The organism is Pseudovibrio sp. Alg231-02, from assembly GCF_900143565.1.
Lineage (GTDB): Bacteria > Pseudomonadota > Alphaproteobacteria > Rhizobiales > Stappiaceae > Pseudovibrio.
Genome location: NZ_FREX01000001.1, coordinates 812838 through 836432, shown reverse-complemented (window position 1 = coordinate 836432; position 23595 = coordinate 812838). Strand labels below are relative to the sequence as shown.

The 23595-nt window shown below is 52.8% G+C and carries 29 protein-coding genes; 15 read left to right on the top strand and 14 right to left on the bottom strand.

Going from position 1 to position 23595, the window contains the following annotated elements; all coding sequences use genetic code 11:
* Positions 1–4: 4 nt before the first annotated feature.
* Together DHN43_RS03615 and DHN43_RS27155 are read right to left on the bottom strand one after the other, a co-directional pair.
* Entirely contained in the window at positions 5–364 is a 360-nt protein-coding gene (locus tag DHN43_RS03615; protein WP_057464984.1) for a hypothetical protein, read from the bottom strand.
* Positions 364–762, bottom strand: a complete 399-nt coding sequence (locus tag DHN43_RS27155) for a hypothetical protein (protein WP_199914781.1) — start codon at positions 760–762, stop codon at positions 364–366. Before DHN43_RS27155 ends, DHN43_RS03615 begins: the two co-directional genes overlap by 1 nt.
* On the opposite strand from DHN43_RS27155, the gene yacG reads away from it, so the two are divergent.
* The 8 genes from yacG to paaE all read left to right on the top strand — a co-directional run bounded on the left by yacG (position 747) and on the right by paaE (position 7765).
* On the top strand, positions 747–944 hold the full coding sequence (yacG, locus tag DHN43_RS03610; RefSeq protein WP_108817747.1) for a DNA gyrase inhibitor YacG: 198 nt from the start codon (positions 747–749) through the stop codon (positions 942–944). The genes DHN43_RS27155 and yacG overlap by 16 nt on opposite strands.
* Before the next feature lie 344 nt (positions 945–1288).
* Positions 1289–2887 (top strand): bifunctional metallophosphatase/5'-nucleotidase, encoded by a 1599-nt coding sequence (locus tag DHN43_RS03605; protein ID WP_063301749.1) that lies wholly within the window; start codon positions 1289–1291, stop codon positions 2885–2887.
* A gap of 157 nt (positions 2888–3044) precedes the next feature.
* Positions 3045–3935, top strand: a complete 891-nt coding sequence (locus DHN43_RS03600) for a PaaX family transcriptional regulator (RefSeq protein WP_108817995.1) — start codon at positions 3045–3047, stop codon at positions 3933–3935.
* Positions 3936–4064: 129 nt separating this feature from the next.
* Positions 4065–5048: a 1,2-phenylacetyl-CoA epoxidase subunit PaaA gene (paaA, locus tag DHN43_RS03595; RefSeq protein ID WP_108817746.1), complete on the top strand. Its 984-nt coding sequence runs from the start codon at positions 4065–4067 to the stop codon at positions 5046–5048.
* A 13-nt stretch (positions 5049–5061) separates the two neighbouring features.
* Positions 5062–5349: a 1,2-phenylacetyl-CoA epoxidase subunit PaaB gene (paaB, locus tag DHN43_RS03590; protein ID WP_054664467.1), complete on the top strand. Its 288-nt coding sequence runs from the start codon at positions 5062–5064 to the stop codon at positions 5347–5349.
* Between the two features lie 7 nt (positions 5350–5356).
* Positions 5357–6115 carry a 1,2-phenylacetyl-CoA epoxidase subunit PaaC gene (paaC, locus tag DHN43_RS03585; protein ID WP_084404674.1) on the top strand — a complete coding sequence of 253 codons (759 nt, stop codon included), beginning with the start codon at positions 5357–5359 and terminating at the stop codon, positions 6113–6115.
* Positions 6116–6129: 14 nt separating this feature from the next.
* Complete coding sequence (gene paaD, locus DHN43_RS03580) at positions 6130–6639, top strand: 1,2-phenylacetyl-CoA epoxidase subunit PaaD (protein ID WP_063301752.1); 510 nt, start codon at positions 6130–6132, stop codon at positions 6637–6639.
* A gap of 43 nt (positions 6640–6682) precedes the next feature.
* Complete coding sequence (paaE, locus tag DHN43_RS03575; protein ID WP_108817745.1) at positions 6683–7765, top strand: 1,2-phenylacetyl-CoA epoxidase subunit PaaE; 1083 nt, start codon at positions 6683–6685, stop codon at positions 7763–7765.
* A gap of 94 nt (positions 7766–7859) precedes the next feature.
* Here paaE and DHN43_RS03570 read toward each other — a convergent pair whose 3' ends face one another.
* Positions 7860–8285, bottom strand: a complete 426-nt coding sequence (locus DHN43_RS03570; RefSeq protein WP_082830970.1) for a PACE efflux transporter — start codon at positions 8283–8285, stop codon at positions 7860–7862.
* 102 nt (positions 8286–8387) lie between these two features.
* On the opposite strand from DHN43_RS03570, the gene DHN43_RS03565 reads away from it, so the two are divergent.
* The 3 genes from DHN43_RS03565 (at position 8388) to DHN43_RS03555 (ending at position 10316) form a co-directional block, all read left to right on the top strand.
* Positions 8388–8885, top strand: a complete 498-nt coding sequence (locus tag DHN43_RS03565) for a MarR family winged helix-turn-helix transcriptional regulator (protein WP_063302323.1) — start codon at positions 8388–8390, stop codon at positions 8883–8885.
* Positions 8886–8896: 11 nt separating this feature from the next.
* Positions 8897–9379: a GNAT family N-acetyltransferase gene (locus DHN43_RS03560; protein WP_108817744.1), complete on the top strand. Its 483-nt coding sequence runs from the start codon at positions 8897–8899 to the stop codon at positions 9377–9379.
* Between the two features lie 223 nt (positions 9380–9602).
* Positions 9603–10316, top strand: coding sequence for a DNA helicase (locus tag DHN43_RS03555; protein ID WP_108817743.1), 714 nt, complete (start codon positions 9603–9605; stop codon positions 10314–10316).
* 79 nt (positions 10317–10395) lie between these two features.
* Here the strand turns inward: DHN43_RS03555 and DHN43_RS03550 are convergent, their stop codons facing one another.
* Positions 10396–11013 (bottom strand): glutathione S-transferase family protein, encoded by a 618-nt coding sequence (locus DHN43_RS03550; protein ID WP_108817742.1) that lies wholly within the window; start codon positions 11011–11013, stop codon positions 10396–10398.
* A gap of 102 nt (positions 11014–11115) precedes the next feature.
* Complete coding sequence (locus tag DHN43_RS03545; RefSeq protein WP_108817741.1) at positions 11116–12018, bottom strand: LysR family transcriptional regulator; 903 nt, start codon at positions 12016–12018, stop codon at positions 11116–11118.
* A 141-nt stretch (positions 12019–12159) separates the two neighbouring features.
* On the opposite strand from DHN43_RS03545, the gene DHN43_RS03540 reads away from it, so the two are divergent.
* Positions 12160–12735 carry a cytochrome b gene (locus tag DHN43_RS03540; protein ID WP_108817740.1) on the top strand — a complete coding sequence of 192 codons (576 nt, stop codon included), beginning with the start codon at positions 12160–12162 and terminating at the stop codon, positions 12733–12735.
* A gap of 57 nt (positions 12736–12792) precedes the next feature.
* Here DHN43_RS03540 and DHN43_RS03535 read toward each other — a convergent pair whose 3' ends face one another.
* Positions 12793–13341 (bottom strand): sugar O-acetyltransferase, encoded by a 549-nt coding sequence (locus DHN43_RS03535; protein ID WP_108817739.1) that lies wholly within the window; start codon positions 13339–13341, stop codon positions 12793–12795.
* A gap of 201 nt (positions 13342–13542) precedes the next feature.
* Between DHN43_RS03535 and DHN43_RS03530 the strand changes: the two genes are divergently transcribed.
* Positions 13543–14082, top strand: coding sequence for a hypothetical protein (locus DHN43_RS03530; RefSeq protein ID WP_063317942.1), 540 nt, complete (start codon positions 13543–13545; stop codon positions 14080–14082).
* Positions 14083–14108: 26 nt separating this feature from the next.
* On the opposite strand, the gene DHN43_RS03525 is transcribed toward DHN43_RS03530, so the two are convergent.
* Complete coding sequence (locus DHN43_RS03525; RefSeq protein ID WP_108817738.1) at positions 14109–14738, bottom strand: NAD(P)-dependent oxidoreductase; 630 nt, start codon at positions 14736–14738, stop codon at positions 14109–14111.
* Between the two features lie 68 nt (positions 14739–14806).
* Here DHN43_RS03525 and DHN43_RS03520 point away from each other — a divergent pair, with 68 nt between their 5' ends.
* Positions 14807–15394 (top strand): TetR/AcrR family transcriptional regulator, encoded by a 588-nt coding sequence (locus DHN43_RS03520; RefSeq protein ID WP_108817737.1) that lies wholly within the window; start codon positions 14807–14809, stop codon positions 15392–15394.
* A 16-nt stretch (positions 15395–15410) separates the two neighbouring features.
* Here the strand turns inward: DHN43_RS03520 and DHN43_RS03515 are convergent, their stop codons facing one another.
* From DHN43_RS03515 to paaG, 4 genes are read right to left on the bottom strand one after another with little or no spacing between them, the layout of a single operon-like run.
* Entirely contained in the window at positions 15411–16022 is a 612-nt protein-coding gene (locus tag DHN43_RS03515; protein WP_108817736.1) for a TetR/AcrR family transcriptional regulator, read from the bottom strand.
* A 14-nt stretch (positions 16023–16036) separates the two neighbouring features.
* Positions 16037–17350: a phenylacetate--CoA ligase PaaK gene (gene paaK, locus DHN43_RS03510; RefSeq protein WP_063310041.1), complete on the bottom strand. Its 1314-nt coding sequence runs from the start codon at positions 17348–17350 to the stop codon at positions 16037–16039.
* A 34-nt stretch (positions 17351–17384) separates the two neighbouring features.
* Positions 17385–17816, bottom strand: a complete 432-nt coding sequence (gene paaI, locus DHN43_RS03505) for a hydroxyphenylacetyl-CoA thioesterase PaaI (protein ID WP_057465005.1) — start codon at positions 17814–17816, stop codon at positions 17385–17387.
* Entirely contained in the window at positions 17816–18631 is an 816-nt protein-coding gene (paaG, locus tag DHN43_RS03500) for a 2-(1,2-epoxy-1,2-dihydrophenyl)acetyl-CoA isomerase PaaG (RefSeq protein WP_208980473.1), read from the bottom strand. Before paaG ends, paaI begins: the two co-directional genes overlap by 1 nt.
* A 367-nt stretch (positions 18632–18998) precedes the next feature.
* On the opposite strand from paaG, the gene paaN reads away from it, so the two are divergent.
* On the top strand, positions 18999–20663 hold the full coding sequence (paaN, locus tag DHN43_RS03490; protein WP_108817734.1) for a phenylacetic acid degradation protein PaaN: 1665 nt from the start codon (positions 18999–19001) through the stop codon (positions 20661–20663).
* Positions 20664–20738: 75 nt separating this feature from the next.
* On the opposite strand, the gene iolG is transcribed toward paaN, so the two are convergent.
* From iolG to iolE, 3 genes are all read right to left on the bottom strand, one after another.
* Positions 20739–21731, bottom strand: coding sequence for an inositol 2-dehydrogenase (gene iolG, locus DHN43_RS03485; protein ID WP_063306639.1), 993 nt, complete (start codon positions 21729–21731; stop codon positions 20739–20741).
* A gap of 132 nt (positions 21732–21863) precedes the next feature.
* Positions 21864–22688 (bottom strand): 5-deoxy-glucuronate isomerase, encoded by an 825-nt coding sequence (gene iolB, locus DHN43_RS03480; RefSeq protein ID WP_057465008.1) that lies wholly within the window; start codon positions 22686–22688, stop codon positions 21864–21866.
* Positions 22685–23593 (bottom strand): myo-inosose-2 dehydratase, encoded by a 909-nt coding sequence (gene iolE, locus DHN43_RS03475; protein ID WP_108817733.1) that lies wholly within the window; start codon positions 23591–23593, stop codon positions 22685–22687. Before iolE ends, iolB begins: the two co-directional genes overlap by 4 nt.
* Positions 23594–23595 lie beyond the last annotated feature (2 nt).

Genomic DNA, 23595 nt, shown 5'->3' with positions numbered 1-23595 from the left:
AAGGCTAACGCGCAAACCCACCAACAGTTTGCACATATCGTGGTGACAGGCTCGCAAGTGCATTGCGCAGCTCCTGAGTTGGTTTGCCATAAACTGTCATGCCTGTTGGGTGCAATGTGTCCATAAACTGCTTGGCATAGGTGTTGGAGAACCACGTCAGGTGCAACATTGCTGAGTTGCTGTCCTTGAAGCTCGTAAAAATCTCGCAGGATTGCCCGTCTTCGCTCAGGTACCAGACATAAGCTGTGGTATCACCCTGCATTTGCTGGACTGCTTTCACCATCTCCACCATCAGCCCTTCAAAGACTTTTGGTTCTGCGGTGGCCAGGTGCGCTGTCAGGATCCAAGAAACTTCATTGTTCATTATACGCTTCCCCGGTGTTCGCGAGATACTTTCAAATCCATACAGAACTCAGAGTTTATCCCTGAAACGTGGTTCTGGTATTCGGATAAAGATACGAGCATGTTCAAAAGTGCCTGCCTATGGCTAATCTTAGTCTGAACTCTAATTGCTGCAAAGTTGTTTGCATCTAAACTGTTTAACGCCTTAAATTTAGGAGATAATTTGTAGTTGTGAAGGGGTGGCTGACGCTCCGTTACACCAAATTCGACAAAACCATCAAAATGATCTGATTTTATCTCTTGATGTCCTGTAGGTTTCTGGCTAGAGGCACTGGCAGATGCTCTGCTGAGCCGGATAGGTGAACAGCCATATCTGCGAAGATCAAAACTAGCAGTTGAGAGAGATGATGAAGAAGCCATCAGTAAAATGCCCGATCTGCGAGAGACCAGCGCAAGAGGCAACAAAGCCGTTTTGCTCAGACAGGTGTAAACAGGTGGATCTCAACAAGTGGTTGAGTGGTCATTATTCCGTACCCGCGGTTGAGGAAGAGTTCTCTGAATCTGATATCACTGACCTAGAAAATTCACGTATTCTGCACTGAGCATTTGGGGATAAATATTTCGAGAATCTAAGGGTTTTTTCGATAAATTTTACCAAATTCGGGTGTTTTCTACCTCTGATTTATTGAGCCAACAAGTTGATATATTATAAGGATTCTCAACAATCCTACCCCTTGTAATAGGTACTAATAGGGCTCGCGATTAAAAAGTCAGGCTCTGAATTTTTTTTCAGTTAGATGGCGAAATATATCTCCTTTAGTCTTGTGCCTGTCACAGTTATGGGCAATTGTACCGAGCGTGTTCTTGGGAGGTTTGCGCGGATATAGAGATTCTCGCGTAGCCGTCTCGTTAAATTGCTTGGGGCAATTGAATAAAGGCAAGACCTATGAAAAAGCATCTCTTGGGCGCAACTGCGCTTTTGTTGTCTTTTGGCGTTTCCGCGCCGGCTATGGCAGAATTTGATCTGACCATTTTGCATACGAATGATTTCCATTCCCGCATTGAGCCAATCAACAAGTACGACTCGAATTGTTCCGCAAAGGATGATGCAAAAGGCAAGTGTTTGGGTGGCACTGCCCGTTTGGAAACAGCAATCAAAGAGCGCCGTGCGGCTGCTAAAAACTCTATCCTCGTGGATGGTGGTGACCAGTTCCAGGGTTCTCTGTTCTACACTTACTACAAAGGTAAGGCTGCTGCTGAGTTCATGAACACTCTTGGTTACGACGCAATGACCGTCGGCAACCATGAGTTTGATGATGGTCCAGAAGTTCTGCGTGGCTTCATGGATATCGTGAACTTCCCGGTTCTTCTTGCAAACGCTGACTTCTCCAAAGAAGGCAAGCTGATCGGCGTTCTGAAGCCTACCTCCATCGTTGAGCGTGACGGCGAAAAAATCGGTTTCATCGGCCTGACGCCAGATGATACTCATGAGCTGTCCAGCCCTGGCGATCATGTTACATTCTACGACCCAATCGAAGCAGCTAACAAACACGTTGCTGAGCTTCAGGCGCAGGGTGTGAACAAGATCATCGTTCTGTCTCACTCCGGTTACGACGTTGATAAGAAAATCGCTGCTGCTGTAGACGGTATTGATGTGATTGTTGGCGGTCACACCAACACGTATCTGTCCAACACGTCTGACCGTGCTGAAGGCCCATACCCAACTTGGGTTGAAGCTCCAAACGGTAAGAAAGCAGCGATCGTATCTGCATACGCTTACGGCAAATTCCTTGGTGAGCTGAACGTGAAGTTTGACGACAACGGCAACGTAATCGAAGCTGTTGGCGAGCCAATCATCATGGACGCGAAGGTTGCTGAAAACGAAGTAACCAAAGCACGTATCGCAGAACTTGCTGGTCCGCTTGACGAAATTCGCACCGAAGTTATCGGTGCAACTGCAGCACCAGTAGATGGTGACCGCAAGTCTTGCCGCGCACGTGAGTGTGAAATGGGTGTTCTCGTAGCTGACGCTATGCTTGCAGCAACCAAAGACAAAGGCGTTGAAATCGCAATCACCAACGGTGGTGGTCTGCGTGCTTCTATCGACGCTGGCGAAGTAACCATGGGCGAGGCTCTGGCAGTTCTTCCTTTCCAGAACACTCTGGCGACCTTCGAACTTCAGGGTAAGTTCATCAAAACTGCTCTGGAAAACGGTCTGTCCAAGATCGAAGAAGGCGGCGGACGCTTCCCACAGGTTGCTGGTCTGAAGTTCACCTTCGATGCGTCCAAGCCTGCTGGTGAGCGTGTTGTTGAAGTAACCTTGGAAGACGGTTCTGCAATTGAAGCAGACAAAGTTTACAAGCTTGCAACCAACAACTACGTTCGTAACGGTGGTGACGGTTACAAGATCTTTGCAGCAGAAGGTAAGAACGCATACGACTACGGCCCAGGCCTTGAGTTCGTACTTGCTGACTTCCTGAAAGCGCAGGGCGGTGCATACGAGCCTAAACTGGCTGGTCGCATCACTGATGCAACTGCAAAATAAGCTGGCCTTGTTGAGTAGATGAATTTAAGCCGGAGGCTCACGCCTCCGGCTTTTTCTTTGCCTTGCTCATTATTGCTCTTTTCAAACAGAGACTTGCACAAAAGTGCATTGACCCCTTACAAATATGCAGCTTCTGAACTTCAAAAGGCGTGTGAACGTGAGCATTCTCGAAACGGAACAACAAAAGCTCATTGATCGCTTTCACGCGCAAAAGCCAATCCGCTCATGGTCCATGATCATCTCGATCTTTGGAGACTGCGTTGCTCCGCGTGGTGGCGAGCTCTGGATGGGAAACATCACCGAGATCATGCAGATGGTTGGGATCAACTCCGGAGTGGTCCGCACCGCCATGTCTCGTCTGGCCACCGATGGCTGGTTGGAGCGCACACGCATCGGTCGCAACTCGTTCTATCGCCTTACCAAAATGGGCCGCGAGGCTTTTGATCAGGCAACGCCGCGCATTTATGCCCGCGGTCCGGCGAACGGGAATGGCAACTGGATCACGGCAATTCTGAGTGAAGGGGAGGGGCGGGCTGAGCGCCGGGAACACCTGACAGATCAGGGCTTTGGCGTGATTGCTCCAAACGTGTTGATTAAACCGGACATCGGCCAGCAATTGCCCAAATCCTCAGAGAAGATCGTGTTTATGCAATCCACGGCGCCACCTGACAAAGCCGTGCAGCTTGCCCGGCAAGCCTGGAACCTGGAGAGCCTGCAGCAGGGATACCGCGAGTTCATTGAGAATTACAGCGGCTTGCAAGCACTTCTTGAATGTGGAAGTCGTGCTCCTATTGCTCCAGAAACAGCTCTGATCATCCGCATCATTCTGATCCATGACCTCCGGCGACTGGTTCTCAGAGATCCTGAGCTGCCTTTACAAGCCCTGCCAGATAAGTGGGAGGGAAGCGTCGCACGAGAACTTGCAGCGGGCATCTACAACACCCTGAGAGATCACGGTGAGGTCTGGCTTGATTCTAACGCCAAGAATGCAGAGGGCGCTTTGCCATCTCCTGAACCTGCTTTTTTTGAACGGTTCCAACCTTTGTAATCATTAGCGAATTTAGAATTGTCCTAAAATGCACCCTTAAATGTTACAGAAAATACTTGTGGGAATGGTATTCTGTGACATATTGAAGCGGAAACGAACATTGGTGTGCTCTTGGGAGGGACCTTACCTATGTACACGCAAGCATTGAACAACCCGGCTGTTGAAGCTGGCGTTGAGGACGAAGAAAAGCTTGCTGCTTTTCAAGCTCGCATTGATCGTGAAGAGAAGATTGAGCCCAACGACTGGATGCCAGCAGCCTATCGCAAGACGTTGGTTCGGCAGATCTCTCAGCATGCGCACTCCGAAGTGGTCGGCATGTTGCCAGAAGGCAACTGGGTGACGCGGGCTCCGTCTTTGAAGCGCAAAGCCATCTTGCTCGCCAAGATTCAGGACGAGGGGGGACACGGCCTCTACCTTTATTCTGCCGCAGAAACTCTGGGCGTTTCCCGCGAAGAACTGGTCGATCAGTTGTTGACCGGCAAAGCCAAATACTCCTCCATCTTCAACTACCCAACCCTCAACTGGGCTGATGTCGGGGCTGTTGGCTGGCTGGTTGATGGTGCCGCGATCATGAACCAGATCCCGCTATGTCGCTGTTCTTTCGGGCCATATTCCCGTGCAATGATCCGCATCTGTAAGGAAGAAAGCTTCCATCAGCGTCAGGGCTACGATCTTCTCGTTGCCATGATGAAAGGCACGGCAGAGCAGCAGGAGATGGTTCAGGACGCCGTCAATCGCCTCTGGTGGCCTGCATTGATGATGTTTGGTCCCTCTGACAAGGACAGCAAGCACTCAGCCGCCAGCATGAAGTGGAAGATCAAGCGCTTTACCAACGATGAGCTCCGTCAAAAGTTCGTCGATGCCACTGTGCCTCAGGCAAAGGTTCTTGGCATTTCTCTGCCGGATGCAGATCTCAAGCTGAATGAGGAAACTGGGCACTGGGAGCATGGCGAGCCGGACTGGGACGAGTTTTACAACACCATTCAAGGCAATGGCATCTGCAACAAGCAGCGGATGAAAGACCGCATCAAAGCACATGAAGACGGTGCCTGGGTGCGCGAGGCTGCGCAGGCGTACGCTGCAAAGCAAGCCGCAAAGAAATCAGCTGCTTAAGGGAGGGCAGAACATGAGCGAACAAGCAACACCACTTTGGGAAGTATTCATCAGAGCGCGCAATGGCATGTCTCATAGACATGCAGGTTCTGTCCATGCAGCTGATGCGGAGATGGCTCTGCAGGCAGCGCGAGACGTTTACACACGCCGCGGAGAAGGGCTGTCTATCTGGGTTGTTCCATCAGCAGCAATCATCGCGAACGATCCGGACGAGAAGGGCGAGATGTTTGAGCCAACAGCTTCAAAGATCTATCGCCACCCGACGTTCTACGAGTTGCCTGACGAAGTCGCGAATATGTAAGGAGGCCATGATGACAGATACGGCACTATTTACATATTGCATGCGGCTGGCTGACGATTCCGCAATTCTGAGCCAGCGACTAGGCGAATGGTGTGGTCACGCTTCTCACCTGGAAGAAGACATCGCACTCACCAATATCGCGCTTGATCTCATAGGCCATGCCCGTGAGCTCTACACCTATGCAGGGCAAATCGAAGGCAAGGGCCGCGACGAAGATGCCCTGTGTTTCCATAGGGTTGAGCGGGAGTTCAATAATCTTCTACTGGTCGAACAGCCCAATGATGACTTCGCCTATGCCATCATGCGCCAGTTCCTCTTTTCCGCGTTCATGCACCCGTTCTGGGAAGCGATGATGAACTCGAAAGACGAGCAGCTGGCTGGTCTGGCAGCGAAAGCAGAGAAAGAAGCAGCTTACCATCTGCGCCATTCTGCTGAGTGGGTGATCCGTCTGGGAGACGGCACCGAGGAAAGCCACAATCGCATAAGTGATGCGTTGGAGTTCCTCTGGATGTACACCGGCGAGATGTTTGAATGTGACGAGGTTGTATCATCATTAGTTGCCAAAGAAGTTGCTGTAGATCCTATGTCTATCAAACACTTATGGGATGAGACGGTGAACACGGTTCTGGCACGCGCCAATCTGGAACGTCCAACTGAAAGCTGGATGCAGACAGGTGGTCGTAAGGGCGAGCACAGTGAGCATCTGGGACATATCCTGTCGCCAATGCAGTACCTGCAGCGCTCGTTCCCACAAGCCCAGTGGTGATCGGGAGCTAACCCATGGCAGTTGCAGCGAAAATTCTGAGATCTGAGTTGGATCAAAAGGCCTGGGATGCGGTGTGCGATGTGCCCGATCCTGAGGTGCCGGTGCTCACCATTGAGGACCTTGGTGTCTTGCGCGATGTGCATGTGCAGGCAGATGGCTCTGTAGAGGTGACCATCACACCAACCTACACCGGTTGCCCGGCCATGAGCATGTTCGCTTTCGATATCGAAGCGGCTCTGCTCACCGCTGGTTTTGAGAGGGTGGACGTCAAAACCGTCCTCACTCCAGCCTGGACCACCGATTGGCTCTCAGAAAAAGCGCGTGAAAAACTAAGGGTTTACGGCATTGCGCCTCCAAACGGCAAGGCCTCGCGCCGGGCCTTGTTTGGTGAGGAGCAAGTCCGTTGCCCCAAGTGCAACTCTGCCAACACCAGCCGTATTTCCGAGTTTGGCTCTACTGCTTGCAAAGCGCTTTACCGCTGCAACGATTGCTCCGAGCCTTTTGATTATTTCAAGTGCATCTGACCCGCTCGGCTGAAAGGCTCCGGCAGATGTAAGGGAGGAAACCATGTCACCACGGTTTCATAGATTGAAAATCAAGTCAGTCCATCAGGAAACAGAGGAAGCTGTCTCTATCGCCTTTGAAATTCCTGCGGACCTGAAGTCAGATTATTCTTTTATTCCAGGGCAGTATCTCACCCTGCGCGAATTTATTAATGGCGAAGACACCCGCCGATCCTACTCCATTTGCTCGTCTCCCAAGGATGATGACATCCGCGTTGCGATCAAAAAAGTAGAGGGTGGCCGCTTCTCAAGCTTCGCTCTGGATCATGTCTCTGTTGGCAATGAGATTGATGTGATGACTCCGATGGGCCGTTTCAATCTTCCAAGAGGAACCACTGAAGAAGCAAGGGTTTACGCCGCTTTTGCAGCTGGATCCGGCATCACACCGATCATGTCCATGGTGCAGGCTGTGCTGGAAGATGAGCCGAACAGCCACTTCTTCCTGTTCTACGGCAACAAGAATTCCCAGAGCGTGATCTTCAAGGATCAGCTGGATGACCTGAAGGATAGCTTCCTTGATCGCTTGAGTGTCTATCATGTTTTGTCTCGTGAAGAGCAGGAATTGAGCCTCTTCAATGGTCGCTTAACCTCTGAAAAAATTGAGGAATTCATCACCAAGACCGTTGGTGAGAACAGCATCGACCACGTCTTCCTTTGTGGCCCGGGCGATATGATTGAAGCAGCCAAACAAGCCTGTCAAAGCCATGGCATTCCGCTGGAACACATCCATAACGAGCTCTTTGTGCCTGCTGATGGCGGTGATCCGCACGCAGCCCATAAAGCCAAGGATTCCAGCGCTGTAGACCATAAGGCAAAGGTCTCCATGATCGTTGATGGTGCACGCCACGACGTCACTCTGGAGCCGGGTGAAACCATCATTGATGGTGCCCTGCGGTTGGGCATAGAAGCACCGTTCTCCTGTAAGGGCGGAATGTGCTGCACCTGCCGCGCCAAGGTGGTCTCCGGTAAAGTCGACATGGCCGTCAATTACTCGCTGGAACCTTGGGAGATTGAGGCAGGCTACGTGCTCACTTGTCAGTCCAGACCGAAAACAGATGATGTAACAGTCGATTACGACGATATCTGATCTATCAAACAGCCAGTTTGCGTTGGTTTGAAAGGAAAAGCCGGAATTTGCGTTATTCCGGCTTTTCTTGCGTTCTTATGTCAGCACCACACGTTCAAACGGCTTTTGCAACCGGAACGGGGAACACCAGATCGTAAACCCAGTTGTAGACGAAGGCGTAAACCAGAAAGAACATCGCAAAGCCGATATCAAGCAGCAATGCCTGAACAAAATTCATCTGCAGAAGCCACATGATTGCGACAATGCCAAATCCAAGCAGCCCGCCTTCAAACAACAGGGCGTGCACAATACGCATGGCAACAGTCCTTGGCTTGGTACCACGGTTGGCCACATACCATTTGTCGAAGAGCCAGTTGTAAAGAAAGTTCCAGCCCATGGCGATCAGGGACATGACCAGTCCAAGAACACCAATCTCTGAAATGGAATGACCAGTAATCCAGCTTCCAAACACTGCGACGATGGAAAGGGCGATCCCTTCAAACAGCACGGAGTGTCGAACTCTGTCCCAGAAACTTCTCATGTCACACCTATCTATCTAAGTAGCTTTCTGGATAGATATATTCAAACTATCTTTCTGGCAAGGTTTAATTTAGAAAACCGATAGAGTTGTGATGAGGATCTCATGTCGAAAGCCTACCCAATGGGCAAAGCCCTGGAACAGATGCGCCAGAACTGGCCAGAAGCTGTCTCTGTAGAAACCGAGCTGTTTCTGAGTATGAACCGGTTCAGCGAAATCCTCGATCAGAACTGCACAAAAGAGCTGGAGGTCTATGGCCTGACCAACGGTGCCTTTGAGGTGCTGGTCGCACTGCGAGGCCGTCCTGAGCCATGGGAAATGTCCCCCAGTGATTTGTACCGCGCTCTGCTGATGACTTCAGGCGGCATGACCAAGATCCTTAAGCAGCTGGAATCTGATGGCCTCGTCACGCGCATTGATCACGATACCGACAAACGCAGCAAGATCGTACGCCTGACCAACAAAGGCAAAACCACCGTCGAAAAAGCCATGGAAAGCGTCATGGCCGGCGACCGCCGCGTCATCTACCAAAACCTCACCAAAGAAGAAGTCCAATCCCTCCGCGATATCCTCCTCAACGTGGTGGTCAAGCTGGGGGTGTAGGGGAGGGGACGATGTATCTTGCCACCAAACGTTGCTCACTCTCCCAGCCAACGCATTCAGATAAAACCGCACTCCGACGACTGTTCGCCAATGAGCAAACAAGAATGTTTCTGGGAGGAAAGCAAAGCCCTGAAGCTATCGAAATCCGATGTTCAAGGATGGTTGCTGAAGCAGGGGTGTATCATGCTGTAGTGCGATCCAGCAGAGCCAACGAGTTCCTCGGCCTGCTCAGTCTAGCTCCTTATCATCAAGGAGAAGACATAGAAGTCTCCTACGAATTCCTGCCGGAGCATTGGGGGCAAGGTTATGCCGAGGAAGCCCTCAAAGCCTACCTGCCAATCGCTATGCAGGAGCTGAATCTGACATCTCTTCTCGCTGAAACCCAACTTCAAAACACCCGCTCCATCCGCCTGTTACAAAAGCTGGGCATGCAACAAACCCGGCAACTTGAACGATTTAACGAGCAGCAAGTTGTCTATCGGCTTGATCTTTGAGCAACCGGCTGCAGCTGGGTCTTCTCAGCAGCATGTTGAAAAACACATCTGCCTCTTGATTGCGGTAAGCCGGATTTCTATCCTTGCAGCAAGGCTAAGTCCAAGCCTCCGCCCTCCAATACGGGAAGCATTGCACATGTAGGACGTCAGGATCAGAACCATACTGTTCGAGCAAGCGCATAAGGAGGGACTGCAATGTATGCTCTGAAGAGAGGGTTCTTCAATGAAACTGTCCAGTCCCGTTCACCAGCTGAAAAGACAAGCAAAGTTAACCGCACGCGAAAGTGGCATGCCGCTGCATGCGGCGCTGGATCAGCTCGCGCAAAAAGAAGGCTATAGCAGCTGGAGCCATCTGTCAGTTTCTGGCTCACGGTCTGGTCGCGCTCAAAAATGCCTTCGCCATTTAGACTGCGGAGACCTTGTTTTAATTGCTGCACGTCCGGGCCAGGGCAAAACTCTGTTTGGATTGGAACTGGCCATTCAAGCCAGTAGAGCAGGGGGCGAGAGTTACTTTTTTACCCTTGAGTATACGCCTGCAGATGTTTTGAAGCGTGTATCCCAGCTCGGCTATAATCCTGCTCAGCTGAGGGAGGCTTTCCATCTGGATTGCTCGGATGAGATTTGTGCCCGCTACATCATCAATGAACTTCGGCATGCGCCCTCAAAGACGCTAGTTGTTATTGATTACCTGCAGCTGCTTGATCAGAAACGCCAAAACCCCGAACTCTCCTTGCAGCTGAATGAGCTCAAAGAGTTTGCAAGGAAAACAGAGATTATCATCACCTTGATATCGCAGGTTCAAAGGGACTTTGATCTGGCAATGAAACCCTTGCCGGACCTGTCTGATATTCGTCTTCCCAATCCGGTTGATCTGGCGGTTTTCACCAAATGTTGTTTTCTCCATAACGGAGAAATTGCATTTGAGGTGGTCAACTAAAACGCTTAATTGGTATTGAGCCAATGCAAAGCAGCTGCCTCGGATGTAAAGCGGCAGCTGCCCTGTTTGGGTCAGGAACCTAACCCAGCATCCCCGCAGCTTTCACCGCTTTCACGCAATCCCGCTCTTCCATCAGCTTCTGGAAGGCGTGGAACTTTGGAAATGGTGTGATGTCCACTCCATCGCCTTTGAGCCAGGTGCTGACCACGTAAAGGTAGGCATCAGCAATGCTGAAAGTGTCGCCTAGCACGTAAGGGCCGGTGACGATGTTCTCTTCCACATAGGCACAGCAGGCAGTCATGGTTTCCGGCACCTTGGCGCGCATGTCGTCCCAGCTGGCTTCCTTGTCTGCCCAACGGGCACCACGCAGTTTGTGGGCATGGTTCACATGCATGGTGGAAGCCAGATAGTACATGGCCTCCCGCATCTTGGCGGCCTTGTAAGGATCAGAAGGCTTCAGACTGTCATCCGGGGCAAGATCAGCAACGTAATCGAGCAGCGCACCGGCCTCTGTCAAAACGCCATGGTCTGTCACCAGAACAGGAACACGTCCCTTCGGGTTCACCTCTAACAGCTGCGGACGGCTGACGTCAGGGTTCCTAAAGTCAATTTTGTGTGTGGTGTAGGGTACACCGGATTCTTCAAGAGCAATGGCAACGGCAATCGAGATCGTGCCGGGGGCATAAAACAGTTTCATAGGTCACTTATGTTTGCTGGAATGATCAGATGCCCACAGCCTATACGCAGCTTTACCAACCTGCAATTGAGCTTATTGTGACCAGCACTTAAGCGAACTGCTTTAGCGCCTGTAAAGCTCGCCTTGCATGTCCTCCCGCAGGGCCATGAGTTCCTCAGCCAGAAAATCCACAAAGCGGCGGATGCGGATGGTTTTGCGCAGGTCTGCATGAAGCACAATCCAAAGCGACTGCCCCAACTCAGTCTTGGTGCCGGGCACGCGGCACAAATCAGGAAAGAACCGTTCAAAAACCACAGGGAGGTAAGAGAGACCGCAGTGCTCTCTCAACAATCGGAGGCGCATATATCCATCGGACACCATGTGCCGGATGTCAGCATGAGGGAAGGGGCTTTGAGCGACCCAGTTGGTCGTGTGTGCGTCACCTGGCCAACCGATCCAGGAAAGACCAGAGCCTTGCGGTCCGGATTGAGCAAACGCGGCGTCAATGTAGGCCTGGCTTGCATAGATGCCGATGGCTATGGGGTAGAGTTTGCGGGCAACCACATCCTCGCTCACTTCATAGGCCGCACGCAGAGAGACATCTGTCTCGTCCTTGTTGATCTCCTCAACGGCAGAAGTCAGCCTCAGCTCCACCTGAATATCAGGATAGGCCTCCTGAAACCTGCTGATGATTGGAGAAATCACATCATAGGCAAACGTGGGCGTGACAGAAAAGCGGAGCGTCCCCGCTTCGCTCTTGTCCAGCCCCTCAACACGTTTGCGCGCATTGATGATCACCTGTTCTGCCTGCTCAGCAAACGGAAGCACGGTTTCGCCGGCATCAGTCAGCTTGAAGCCTTTGGTGGAGCGACTAAACAATGCCACGCCATAACTGGCCTCAAGAGCCTGAATATTGCGGTTCACAGTGCCATAATTGGTATGAAGCAACTCAGCGCCCGCTCTCAAACTGCCCGCCCGCGCAACAGCAAGAAAAGACGGCAACAGCTCCCAGTCCAGTGACCTCATGGTGTCTCTCTTGTTACATCAGAGTAATGCCTTGTTTCTTATTATATCATTCTTGTTCTCATTAGGTAACGTAAAATGCACTCCAGACATAATCAGGAACCCACCGCCGGTTCCGTTGAAGATTGATGATTGGAACACCCGATGACAACACGCTATCACCCGGCCTTAGTAGCCCTGCACTGGATCCTCGCCCTGATGATATTTATGGCGCTGGTGGTGGGAGGGCCCATGATGGCAGCTATGGAAAGCACCGACCCGCAAAAACTCACTGGCATGACTGGGCATATCATCTGGGGCATGACCATCGGCGTGCTCATCCTTCTGCGCCTCATCACCCGTTTTGTAACAACAAAGCCTGCAAAAGCAGACACGGGAAAAGCCGCACTCAACACTGCCGCTGGGCTGACCCATTGGGCGATGTATGCGCTGGTTGCAGGTATGGTGCTCTCCGGTCTCGTTATGGCCTATAACGCAGATCTCTTCGCAATAACGCTGGGTGGGTCCGGAGCGCCACTCCCCGCAGATCTCACAGTGTATCCGGCACGTATCGCCCATGGTGTCATCGCGAACGTGCTGACCGCTTTGCTTGTGCTGCATGTTGTTGGATGGGCGTTTCACCAGTTTATCCTGCGAGATAACCTCATCAGCAGAATGTGGTTTGGAAAGAGACAAGCAGCCCCAAAGGCAGAAGCCGGGCAACAAACGCTGGAAGCCTGACCCCGACCCAAACTGGCTGCATGGGAACACCGGCAGCCAGTTTCTCTCTTTGGAGAGTTAGCCACTCACCCGCGCGGGGTTACCTACCACGGTGGCTCCGGCGGGCACGTCTTTGGTCACCACGCTGCCTGCGCCCACAATGGCCTCATCGCCAATGGTCACGCCCGGCATGATGATCGCAGCCCCACCAATCCACGCCCGCTTGCCAATGGTCACCGGCTTTGCGATTTCCAGTCCCGCACAGCGCTTTTCTGCATCTTTGTGGTGCTGGGCGCAATAGATCTGCACATTCGGCCCAAGCATGGTCTGGTCACCAATTCGCACAGGCGCTGTATCCAAAATGGTGCAACCCGTATTGAGGAAAACCCGTTCTCCCAAATGAATGTTGATGCCATAAGCGCAATGAAACGGTGCTTCGATGATTGTGCTGTCGGTGGAGCTGCCAAGCAGTGCACGCAGGGCAGGGCTTATCCATCCACGCTTGCTTGGGTGCAGTGTACGATGCTCATGTACGGCGTGATAGGCCGCTTGCCGCAGCGTTTCCAGCTCGTCATCGATGCAGGTGTACCATTCACCCGCTTCCATCTTTTCGCGTTCTGTTTTCATGATGGGTCTGTTCCTTGAGTCTTCCCGTAACTCTCGGAAAAATAGAAGAGTCTTGCAAGCTGCATTTTTACTGCAGAGCTCAATCCGGGCAACACACAGGCATCGTACAGGGTGAAACCTTCCCTCGCTCAGTACATTCTACTGGCTTGTTTAAACGTATTTGCTGATGTAGAACATAAAGTGAACATATGGAGCGGAAGCATGCAATGGCTACCTGGCTTCTACTGGAAAGAGAAAGACGGCAAAAGAAACACTTTCATCGGCGGCTCCTTTCAGTCCCTTGAAGTGGCAATCTTGCTTTGGGAAGAGTTGGCGATGCCCCCATCCCTTATGTGGCAATGGCAGATTTTGCATGAAGCTCTTGTGAGAGCATCCGGAGGGGAAGCAACAAAGGCGCTTGGCACAATAGCCTCTCAGATTGCTTATTCTCGTTATGTTGGTGCTCTCATGGCAAAGGTATCAGAGGGAGAGAAAGTGGGAAAACTGAAATACATCTGGGGTCCCGCCGAAGGAGCAAAGGTTGGGGACGGGAAAGGCGTGGGCCGTGTACCAGACGACCCCAAAGCACTCATGCAGGTGAACAGATACACAGAGGAGGGAGGTCAGATTGTCTGGTACTTCCTTGTAAGTGATGGCTCAGAGTTCATCGAGGATGGACAGCGCGCCAGCAAAGAAGAAGCTGTTTTGGCAGCTGAAGAGGTCTACGCAAGCAGCGGCTTATGCAAGAAATCTCTGATTTAATTCCGATTGCACCCCGCTATAAGACCTCAAGTGGAGATCCCCACAGCACGGTGAAGGTACTGCGCCTCTGAGAGCTGACGGCTGAGAAATCCGGCAATGTCTGAAGGCGCAATCTTCAAAGAAAGACGGTGGTCTGTAGCTGGGAAGTCCTCTTTATAGCTGCCAGTTGCAAGCTCTGGAGCAAACGCGCTGGGCCGCACGATAGTCCAGTCCAGACCGCTCACCCGCACCAGCTCTTCCTGCAGTTCATGGTCCTTGAACACAGGTCGCAACAACGCGCCAAACATGATCCGCTTCCAGAAGAAGTTGAGGTTGGACCAGCTCTCATGTGCTCCAAGTGTAGACTGACAGACCAGCCGCTTCACCCCATGTTGTTGCATCCCCAAAATGACATTGCGCGTACCAACAGACCGGATGGTGCTGTTGCGCGACATGCCGGCGCCAAGCGTAATCACCACGGCATCATGGCCCTGAATTGCGGCTGCGACAGCATCGCGGGACGTTGCATCACCAGCTCGGAGCGTCAGGCTTTCATGCTCAATCTGCAGCTTGTTCGGGCTGCGGGCAAAGGCCGTCACCTCATGCCCATCTGCCAGCATCTTCTCCGTGGCAAGCCTGCCAACAGTGCCCGTTGCACCAAATACGATAACTTTCATGGCTCTATCCTTTCCTGCTTTACATGGTGTAAAGTTGACATCGTGTCAATCGCATCTATATTGACATCGTGTCAAGTCAGAATATTCCCACTCGTGATCGCATCCTAAAATCCACATGGCAGTTACTGGAGGCCGGAAATGGCAGTGCTGTGCGCATGTCAGACATCGCAAAGGCGGCAAAAATCAGCCGCCAAGCGCTCTATCTGCACTTTCCCAATCGGGCAGATTTGCTCACCGCTACAACGCGTTATCTGGATGAGGTGCACGACATAGACGCAAAGCTGGCTAAAAGCCGAAGCGCTGCATCCGGTACGCAAAGGCTGGAGGCCTGGGTCGAAACCTGGGGCAATTACATCCCGACGATTTTTGGTGTGGCCAAAGCTTTGATGGCCATGCAGGAGACCGATGAAGAGGCAGCTGCTGCTTGGAATGACCGAATCTGCGCCATCCGTGACGGCTGCGAAAAAGCGGTTCAGGCGCTCAAGGCAGATGGCGCACTGACAGACAGCATGAGCGAGGTGGAAGCAACTGATATACTCCTCACAATACTCTCCGTCCGCAATTGGGAACAGTTGCGTATCGACTGCAACTGGACGCAAGCCCGCTACATAGACATGATGCAGCAACTTGCAGCGCAGGCACTGGTGAAATCGTAAGAGCGGCAGGCGAGGCTTAGCTCGCCGCCGTACCTTGTATGGATTGCGAGCCGTTCAGCAACAACTGCACCACCAGATCCGCGTAACCTTCGCGGGTCAGGTCGCCGCCCGGTTTAAACCATAGATAAGACCAGTTGAGCATGCCAAACAGGCTCATGGTGACGGGCTTGATCAGGGCACTTCCATCGCCAAACTGCGGGTTTGTGGCCGCAACTGCCTTGGCGAAGATGGCAACAAGTTTGCGCTCCAGTTCAATGATGTCCTGCTTTTTCTCTGTTGGAAGAAAGGACAGCTCGTTGATCTGCAGCTTATGCTCAGAATCTGCGTCCTCATAAGCCAGCAGTAAAGCACGGCACAGGCCGCGTAAGCGCTCCAACGGGTCCTGCTCTGCCTGAGCAACACTTTCCACCGCATCAACCAGCTCTTCAAGGTGAGCGCTGATGATGTCGATCAGCAGCGTCTCCTTGTTCTCGTAGTAGTGATAGAGCAAAGCCTTGGAGAACCCACAGATTTTGGCGAGCTGCGCCATCGAGGTTTTGTCATAACCTTGCTGCGCAAAGGCGCGCGCCGATAGTTTCAATATGGATTTGCGTTTGTCGTCATAATCCGCTGCTCTGGTGCGCGCCATGCTTTTTAATTCCGTTAATCTTCTTTAGGCCGCAGGTCGATAACCCGCGTGGCCTTGCCTTGGCTTCGTTCTATGGAATTTGGCAGGCCCACGTCTACCCCAACCGAAATTCCGATGTTGTTTTTCACATGAACCGCCAGTTCCTTGGCACTTGCCAGACGATCAGCGTCAGATGTTGCATGTGCAGCGGCTTCCACGTTGACGGTCAGCTGGTCCATGCGTCCCTTACGGGCAATCTGGATCTGGTAGTGAGGGGAGAGCCCGTCACAGCGCAGCATCTGTTCCTCAATCTGGGTCGGGAACACATTCACACCGCGTACGATCATCATGTCGTCAGACCGACCGGTGATCTTTTCCATACGCCGCATCTTGCGGGCTGTGCCCGGCATCAAGCGGGTTAGGTCGCGGGTGCGATAGCGGATGATCGGCAGACCTTCCTTGGTCAGCGTGGTAAACACCAGCTCACCTTCAGATCCATCCGGCAGAACCTCACCAGTTACCGGATCAATGATCTCCGGATAGAAGTGATCCTCCCAGATGTGCAGACCGTCTTTGGTCTCCACACACTCCTGCGCCACACCTGGACCCATCACCTCTGAAAGGCCATAAATATCAACCGCATGCATGTCGAAGGCTTGTTCAATCTCCTCGCGCATGGAGTTGGTCCATGGCTCAGCTCCAAAGATGCCGATCTTGATGGAGCTCTTGCGCGGGTCCAGCCCTTCTTTGCGGTACTCATCCAGAATGGAGAGCATGTAAGACGGGGTGACCATGATGATCTCAGGCTTGAAGTCCTCAATGAGCCGCACCTGCCGCTCTGTCATACCGCCAGACATTGGAATAACAGTACAGCCAAGCGCTTCCGCCCCGTAGTGCGCGCCTAAACCGCCTGTAAACAGCCCATAACCATAAGCGATGTGCACTTTGTCACCCGGCTTGCCACCTGCTGCACGAATGGAACGCGCAACCACACCAGCCCAGGTTTCAATATCCTTCTTGGTGTAGCCAACAACGGTTGGCTTGCCTGTGGTGCCAGAGGATGCATGTATACGGCAGATATCCTCTTCCGGAACAGCAAACATCCCGAACGGATAATTGTCGCGCAAATCCTGCTTGGTGGTAAATGGAAACTTCGCCAGATCAGCAAGACTTTGCAGATCATCAGGATGCACGCCAGCTGCATCAAAACTGTCTTTGTAGAACTTTACGTTCTCATAGGCGTGCCGCACTGACCAGCGCATGCGCTCCAATTGCAGCGCTGCCAGGTCTTCCCGTCCTGCCGTTTCAATAGGCTCCAGATCGGGCCTGCGTTCTTCAACCTCCAACATTTTCTCCTCCTCAAATGCTGGTCATCCATAAAAACTAGGTGCTTAACTCGATATGCGTCCCTTTGATGGTCCTCGAGTTTCCGCGAAATTCTGCAATATGCGCGCCGTCCTGATTGCGCACATGAATGTCGTAAATGCCGGATCGGCCTTGCACGGTAAGTTCCTCGGCTGTTGCCGTTAAAACATCATCTTCAAAAGCAGGGGCGAGATACGTGATGGAACACTGGAAGGCGACAACACGTTGGTTATGGCTGTTGCATGCAAACGCAAAGGCACTGTCTGCAAGGGTAAAAATGTACCCGCCATGACAGGTCTTATGCCCGTTGGTCATGCGCTCCATCACCTTCATGGAAATCACAGCCCGTCCGGGTGCAATCTCGTCCAGCGTCATCCCAAGCGCTTGTGTCGCCTCGTCTTCGTCCCACATGGAGGCCGCAACGGCCTCCGCTAATTCCTGCTTGTTCATCAGCGCTTGCCTGAATACTTTGGAGCCCGCTTATCCATGAAGGCCGTCACGCCCTCCAGATAATCCGGCGTACGGCCCGCTTCACCCTGATAATCCCGCTCCAGATCAAGCTGTTCATCCAGTGTGTTGCCTTCAGACGCATTCAGCGCTTGCTTGATCAGACCAAGGCCGATGGTTGGCCCAACAGAAAACTCTTGCACCATAGCAGTGGCTTCTTCCAGAAAGGTCTCGGCAGAAGAGCACTTCCAGATCATGCCCCATTCCGCGGCCTGCGCAGCGGTGATCGGCGTGCCCAGCATGGCAAGGCCACGTGCACGGGCAGAACCCACGAGACGCGGCAGGAAGTAGGTGCCGCCAGAATCCGGCACCAGCCCGATCTTGGCAAACGCCTGAATAAACTTGGCTTTCTCAGAGGCAATCACAATATCGCACGCCATGGCAATGTTGGCGCCTGCGCCAGCTGCCACGCCATTGACCGCACACACGATCGGTATGTTGATCGATTTCAGCTTGCGGATGAGAGGATTATAAAAATCACCGATGGTCTGGGTCAGGTCCGGTGGAGGGGAGTCTGGTGTCGGCTTCACGCGGTCACCAAGATCCTGACCAGCGCAGAAGCCTTTGCCTGCAGCCGTCAGCAAAATGGCGCGGCAGTTGTCATCTGCGTCCGCAGCTTCCAGCGCCGCATAGAGCGCACGGTGCATCTCGTCGTTGAACGAGTTCAGCTTGTCAGGGCGGTTCAGCGTAATCACGTGGTAGGTGTCATTCACATCCACCAAAATGCTCTGCTCGGAAATGACTGTGGTCTCGCTCATGGTCTCTCCCTCCAAATAGATCAATCATCACTCACCAGTGAACCACCAATTTGCTCCCAATGAACTTCCAAATTCATGAGGAGAGCCCTCTGGAAAACCTAATCATTTCGTAGGCTGGGCGATGGTTTCAGCACTTTTTGCTTGAAATGACTGACCGGTCGGTAAATTATTGTCTGGAAGTGAAACCGCTGTCAATTGGAATTCAGAGCGTATTCGCCAAAAGTGGAATCCGGTTTTGGGAAGAGAATACGCAGGAAACAAGAGACCTTAAAGTGTTCGCGCGATCTGGAGTAATTGTGGAGCGCTTTAAGGTCACACATTGGTCGAAGAAGCACTGCGGTAGGCGCAGGTTTTTCGAGGAGGAACAATGAGTAACTTTTTTGAAACGCATAAAGACACGCTCTTTCAAGCAGTAAAGACAAGTAAATCAAGAGATTACTGGTCCGCTTATCCTGAGATCGCATCCGGTAAGATCTATGGTGAAACAGCAAAAGACGATCAGCTTGCAGAATTTGAGGGGATTCTCAGTAAGCCATTCGCACTGGGCCAGCCAACCAACGGCAACTGGACAGGCGCAGAATCGTCTCCCTATGGCAAAGAGCTGGGCGTCACCTATGAAGATGCCGACCCGGCAGAGCTGGTCAAAGCAGCCTCAGAAGCTGGCAAGAGCTGGGCGAAAGCAACCGTTGAAGAACGCGTTGGCGTTGCGCTGGAAATGCTGAACCGCATCAACAAAAAGTCCTTCCTCATCGCCAATGCAGTGATGCACACCTCCGGTCAGGCGTTCATGATGGCGTTTCAGGCAGGTGGCCCGCACGCGCAGGACAGAGGACTGGAAGCCGTCGCTTATGCCTATGACGCGATGACCCAGACTCCAACCGAGGTGACCTGGACCAAGCCGCAGGGCAAGCACGATCCGATCGTGCTCGACAAGAAATTCCGCGTTGTGCCACGCGGTGTTGCGCTGGTCATCGGCTGTGCGACCTTCCCAACCTGGAACACCTATCCAGGCATGTTCGCAAGCTTCGTCACTGGCAATCCGGTCATCATCAAACCGCACCCAATGGCGATCCTGCCAATGGCTATCTCCATTCAGATTGGCCGTGAGGTGCTCAAAGACGCTGGCTTTGATCCAAACGTACTGATGCTGGCTGCTGATACCGCAGAAGCGCCAAAAACCAAGGAGCTGGTCACCAATGATGCTGTGAAGATCATCGACTTCACCGGCTCCAATGCCTTTGGTGCATGGGTGCGTGAAAACGCAGGTGATGCATTGGTCTACACCGAGGAAGCTGGCGTCAACGCGATCACCATTGAATCGACTGACAACCTGCGCGGCATGGCCAGCAACATCGCGTTTTCCTTGTCGCTTTATTCCGGTCAAATGTGCACCACTCCGCAGAACATCTTCGTTCCCCGTGACGGCATTGAAACCAACGACGGCAAGAAGAGCTTTGAGGAAGTGGCGCAAGCCATCAAGATCTCACTGGACAAGCTCCTCGGCGATCCGGCTCGTGCCGCTGCCATCCTCGGCGCCGTGCAGAACCCATCCACACTGGAACGCATTTTTGCAGCCGGAAAACTAGGCAAAGTGATCCGCTCTTCTGAGCCAGTGGAAGGCATGAACGGTGCTCGCTCTGCAACGCCTACCGTTGTGGCGGTCGATTCCAAAGAAGAAGAAGCTTACATGCAGGAGCGCTTCGGCCCGATCTCCTTCATCATCGCCTGTGATGACATCGACGATGCCATCGCCCGCGCAGCAGGCTCAGCCAAGAGCCACGGTGCAATCACCGCAGCGCTGTATTCAACCAATGAAGATGTGATCGACAAGGCCACTGATGCCTACGCATGGGCAGGCGCACCGCTTTCTGTGAACCTGACTGGAAACATCTACGTGAACCAGTCAGCAGCGTACTCTGACTTCCACGTCACCGGCGCTAACCCGGCAGGCAACGCCAGCCTCACAGACGGCGCCTACGTCGCCAACCGCTTCCGCATCGCCACCGTCCGCCGTCAGGCAGCCATGGCGTAAAGCGAAGGCTTTAGACCAATAAAAAAGGGCCGTTGCAATGCATCGGCCCTTTTCATATTCAGTTTTTAAAGCAGCTTAAGCGTTTGCCAGATCGCGTGCTTTGGCAACTTCTTCAGTTGCAGCTTCAGCAAGTTCGAGAGCCTTCAGGCCATCAAAGCCGTTTGGAGAGATCTCGGAACCACTGGTCAAGGCATCAACGAAGGCAGCAAGCTCAATGCGATAAGCTGCTTCATAACGCTCCATGAAGAAGTCCATGAGTGGCTCAGCAGTGTAGCCGTCACCATTTGCAACAGTTACTGTGGTGGTGCGCATGTTTTCTGCAGACACCATACCCTTGGAACCGTGCACTTCCACGCGCTGGTCGTAGCCATAAGTGGCGCGGCGGGAGTTGGTGATGGTGCAGATCTTGCCGCTTGCTGTCTTCAGCGTTGCAGTTGCCGTGTCCACGTCACCAGCAGCACCGATCTCCTCAGATACGATTGCGCTGCCCATGGCGTTCACTTCAACAACTTCTTCGCCAAGCAGGAAGCGAGCCATGTCAAAGTCATGGATCATCATGTCTTTGAACAGACCGCCGGAGCGCTTCACGTAATCGACTGGTGGCGGGGAAGGGTCACGAGAGGTGATCTGAACCATCTCAACGTCACCAATCACTCCAGCTTCAATCTGGCGCTTCACTTCAGCGAAGTTCGGGTCAAAACGACGGTTGAAGCCAACCATCAGTTTTGCGCCAGTCTCTTCAACAACCTTGAGGCATTCGCGCACACGGTCGCCGTCCAGATGGATTGGCTTTTCGCAGAAGATTGCCTTACCAGCACGCGCAGCCTGCTCAATCTGCTCAGCATGCAGATCAGTTGGGGTCGCGATGATCACAGCATCAATAGCCGGGTCATTCATGATGGCGTCAAGGCCGTCAACGCGTGCACCTGTCTGAGCTGCAATCTCTTTTGCAGCATCTTCAAACGGGTCGAACACAGCAGCCAGCTTGGCATTTTCAAGCTGGCTTACAGCTTTTGCGTGGGTCTTGCCAATACGGCCAGCTCCCAACAGGCCAATTGAAACAGTCATAGCTTATCTTTCACAACAGCGTTTATATCGCGCATCTCCAACGAATGCCTGGTGGTTTCCGCAGAACCTACGCGCTTATTAAACGCGTGCTCCCAAGGACATATCAGTGGGAACACGCGGATATCAGGTGCCTTAGGCGTCCGCAGGTTTTGCGTCGCGCTGTGCAATCCAGTCGTGGTCAGGGTGGTTCTGGAAGCGCCATTTGCGCATCGGGCCAGCCATCACATTCAGGTAGTACATTTCGTAGCCATACGGAGAGCCGCAAGGGTGGTGCCCTTTTGGAACCAGCACAACATCCCCGCTGGACATAGCAATCGCCTCATCCAGCTCACCATCTTCAGTGAACACACGCTGGAAGCCGAAACCCTGGTCCGGGTTGAGACGGTGGTAGTACGTCTCTTCCAGATAGGTCATTTCCGGGAAGTTATCTTCATCATGACGATGCGGAGGATAAGATGACCAGTTGCCCTGAGGGGTGTAAACCTCAGTCACCAGCAGGCTCTCTGCAAAGTCCTGGTCTTCCATGGCAATCGGGTGGATGTAGCGGGTGTTGGCACCAACGCCGCGCTCAACGCTAGGGATGTCATCCGGGCCAATCACGCGGGCAGGGTAGCTGCCGTCTTTTGCAGGAGCAGTACACACAGCCAGTGTCAGCTTGGTAACAGCAGTTGCGCTCCACTCAGCTCCGGCAGGAACGTACACACACCATGGCTTGATGCGTTCAAACACGTTCTTGCGCTCACCAAGCACACCAAAGTCCTGACCATCAGAAGTGATTGAGGCTTTGCCTTCCACGATAACCAGAATGGCCTCGCGGCCCTTCATCAGCTCCTTGGCGTTTGCGCCCGGTTCCAGATGATAAAGGCCAAAACCAACGTAGCCCCAACCGGCAGATTCAGGCGTGATGTCATGCACCTTGCCCTCTGTACCATTGGGTTTTACGAGAAGCTTGCTCATGCGACTACCTTTTTATCAAGACCAGCGCTGATAGCCATCTCACGCAGTGCTTTCAGGCCCATGCTCTGGTATGTGAACGGATTGCGCTGATCAGGGTCCTGCTCTGCTTCAATCACCAGCCAGCCTTCATAGCCATGCTCGGCTGCAACCTTCAGCACAGGTTCAAAATCAACGCCGCCTTCTTTATCGCCAGGAACGGTGAACACACCGCGGCGGACGCCTTCCAGGAAGCTCAGGCGCTCGCCTTCAACCTGTGCGCGGACAGTCGGGCGAACGTTCTTCGCATGCAAATGGCGTACACGCGCCATATGCTTCTTGGCAACTTCAACCGGATCTGCTCCACCAAACCATGCATGGCCAATGTCCAGCAGCAGGTAGGTGTTCGGTCCGGTCACGTCCATAAAGCGATCAATCTCTTCACCGCTCTGTACCACAGTACCCATGTGGTGATGGTAAACGAGCGAGATACCCTGTTCAGCACAATAGGCAGCAACTGCTTCAACATCAGCGCCAAACTTCGCCCACTGGTCATCAGCCAGCACAGGCTTGTCTGCCAGCGGGGTATCATCAGCGCCGTGGATCGCGTTGGAGGTCTCACAGGTGATGCAAACCTTGCAGCCCATGGCTTTGAGCAGATCGAGGTGCGGCTGGATCGCCTTCTTTTCCTCTTCAACGCTGTGAGCCAACAGGTTCAGGGAATGCCAGCCAGAAACAAAGGCAAGACCATGCGGGTCGAGCGCAGCTTTCAAAGCAGCTGGCTCGGTTGGCATCTTGTGGCCCTTTTCAATGCCGTCGAAGCCGATTTCACCGGCTTCTTTGAGGCACTGCTCCAGAGAAATGTGCGCACCAAGAGTACGGTCGTCGTCATTGCTCCACGCAATTGGGTTGGTTCCGTAACGGATCATTG

Bases quoted from the DNA above. Each gene is read 5' to 3' on its own strand.
- DHN43_RS03615 (WP_057464984.1), bottom strand. From the start codon at position 364: ATGAACAATGAAGTTTCTTGGATCCTGACAGCGCACCTGGCCACCGCA.
- yacG (WP_108817747.1), top strand. From the start codon at position 747: ATGATGAAGAAGCCATCAGTAAAATGCCCGATCTGCGAGAGACCAGCG.
- DHN43_RS27155 (WP_199914781.1), bottom strand. From the start codon at position 762: ATGGCTTCTTCATCATCTCTCTCAACTGCTAGTTTTGATCTTCGCAGA.
- DHN43_RS03605 (WP_063301749.1), top strand. From the start codon at position 1,289: ATGAAAAAGCATCTCTTGGGCGCAACTGCGCTTTTGTTGTCTTTTGGC.
- paaA (WP_108817746.1), top strand. From the start codon at position 4,065: ATGTACACGCAAGCATTGAACAACCCGGCTGTTGAAGCTGGCGTTGAG.
- paaB (WP_054664467.1), top strand. From the start codon at position 5,062: ATGAGCGAACAAGCAACACCACTTTGGGAAGTATTCATCAGAGCGCGC.
- paaC (WP_084404674.1), top strand. From the start codon at position 5,357: ATGATGACAGATACGGCACTATTTACATATTGCATGCGGCTGGCTGAC.
- paaD (WP_063301752.1), top strand. From the start codon at position 6,130: ATGGCAGTTGCAGCGAAAATTCTGAGATCTGAGTTGGATCAAAAGGCC.
- paaE (WP_108817745.1), top strand. From the start codon at position 6,683: ATGTCACCACGGTTTCATAGATTGAAAATCAAGTCAGTCCATCAGGAA.
- DHN43_RS03570 (WP_082830970.1), bottom strand. From the start codon at position 8,285: ATGAGAAGTTTCTGGGACAGAGTTCGACACTCCGTGCTGTTTGAAGGG.
- DHN43_RS03565 (WP_063302323.1), top strand. From the start codon at position 8,388: ATGTCGAAAGCCTACCCAATGGGCAAAGCCCTGGAACAGATGCGCCAG.
- DHN43_RS03560 (WP_108817744.1), top strand. From the start codon at position 8,897: ATGTATCTTGCCACCAAACGTTGCTCACTCTCCCAGCCAACGCATTCA.
- DHN43_RS03555 (WP_108817743.1), top strand. From the start codon at position 9,603: ATGAAACTGTCCAGTCCCGTTCACCAGCTGAAAAGACAAGCAAAGTTA.
- DHN43_RS03550 (WP_108817742.1), bottom strand. From the start codon at position 11,013: ATGAAACTGTTTTATGCCCCCGGCACGATCTCGATTGCCGTTGCCATT.
- DHN43_RS03545 (WP_108817741.1), bottom strand. From the start codon at position 12,018: ATGAGGTCACTGGACTGGGAGCTGTTGCCGTCTTTTCTTGCTGTTGCG.
- DHN43_RS03540 (WP_108817740.1), top strand. From the start codon at position 12,160: ATGACAACACGCTATCACCCGGCCTTAGTAGCCCTGCACTGGATCCTC.
- DHN43_RS03535 (WP_108817739.1), bottom strand. From the start codon at position 13,341: ATGAAAACAGAACGCGAAAAGATGGAAGCGGGTGAATGGTACACCTGC.
- DHN43_RS03530 (WP_063317942.1), top strand. From the start codon at position 13,543: ATGCAATGGCTACCTGGCTTCTACTGGAAAGAGAAAGACGGCAAAAGA.
- DHN43_RS03525 (WP_108817738.1), bottom strand. From the start codon at position 14,738: ATGAAAGTTATCGTATTTGGTGCAACGGGCACTGTTGGCAGGCTTGCC.
- DHN43_RS03515 (WP_108817736.1), bottom strand. From the start codon at position 16,022: ATGGCGCGCACCAGAGCAGCGGATTATGACGACAAACGCAAATCCATA.
- paaK (WP_063310041.1), bottom strand. From the start codon at position 17,350: ATGTTGGAGGTTGAAGAACGCAGGCCCGATCTGGAGCCTATTGAAACG.
- paaI (WP_057465005.1), bottom strand. From the start codon at position 17,816: ATGAACAAGCAGGAATTAGCGGAGGCCGTTGCGGCCTCCATGTGGGAC.
- paaG (WP_208980473.1), bottom strand. From the start codon at position 18,631: ATGAGCGAGACCACAGTCATTTCCGAGCAGAGCATTTTGGTGGATGTG.
- paaN (WP_108817734.1), top strand. From the start codon at position 18,999: ATGAGTAACTTTTTTGAAACGCATAAAGACACGCTCTTTCAAGCAGTA.
- iolG (WP_063306639.1), bottom strand. From the start codon at position 21,731: ATGACTGTTTCAATTGGCCTGTTGGGAGCTGGCCGTATTGGCAAGACC.
- iolB (WP_057465008.1), bottom strand. From the start codon at position 22,688: ATGAGCAAGCTTCTCGTAAAACCCAATGGTACAGAGGGCAAGGTGCAT.
- iolE (WP_108817733.1), bottom strand. From the start codon at position 23,593: ATGATCCGTTACGGAACCAACCCAATTGCGTGGAGCAATGACGACGAC.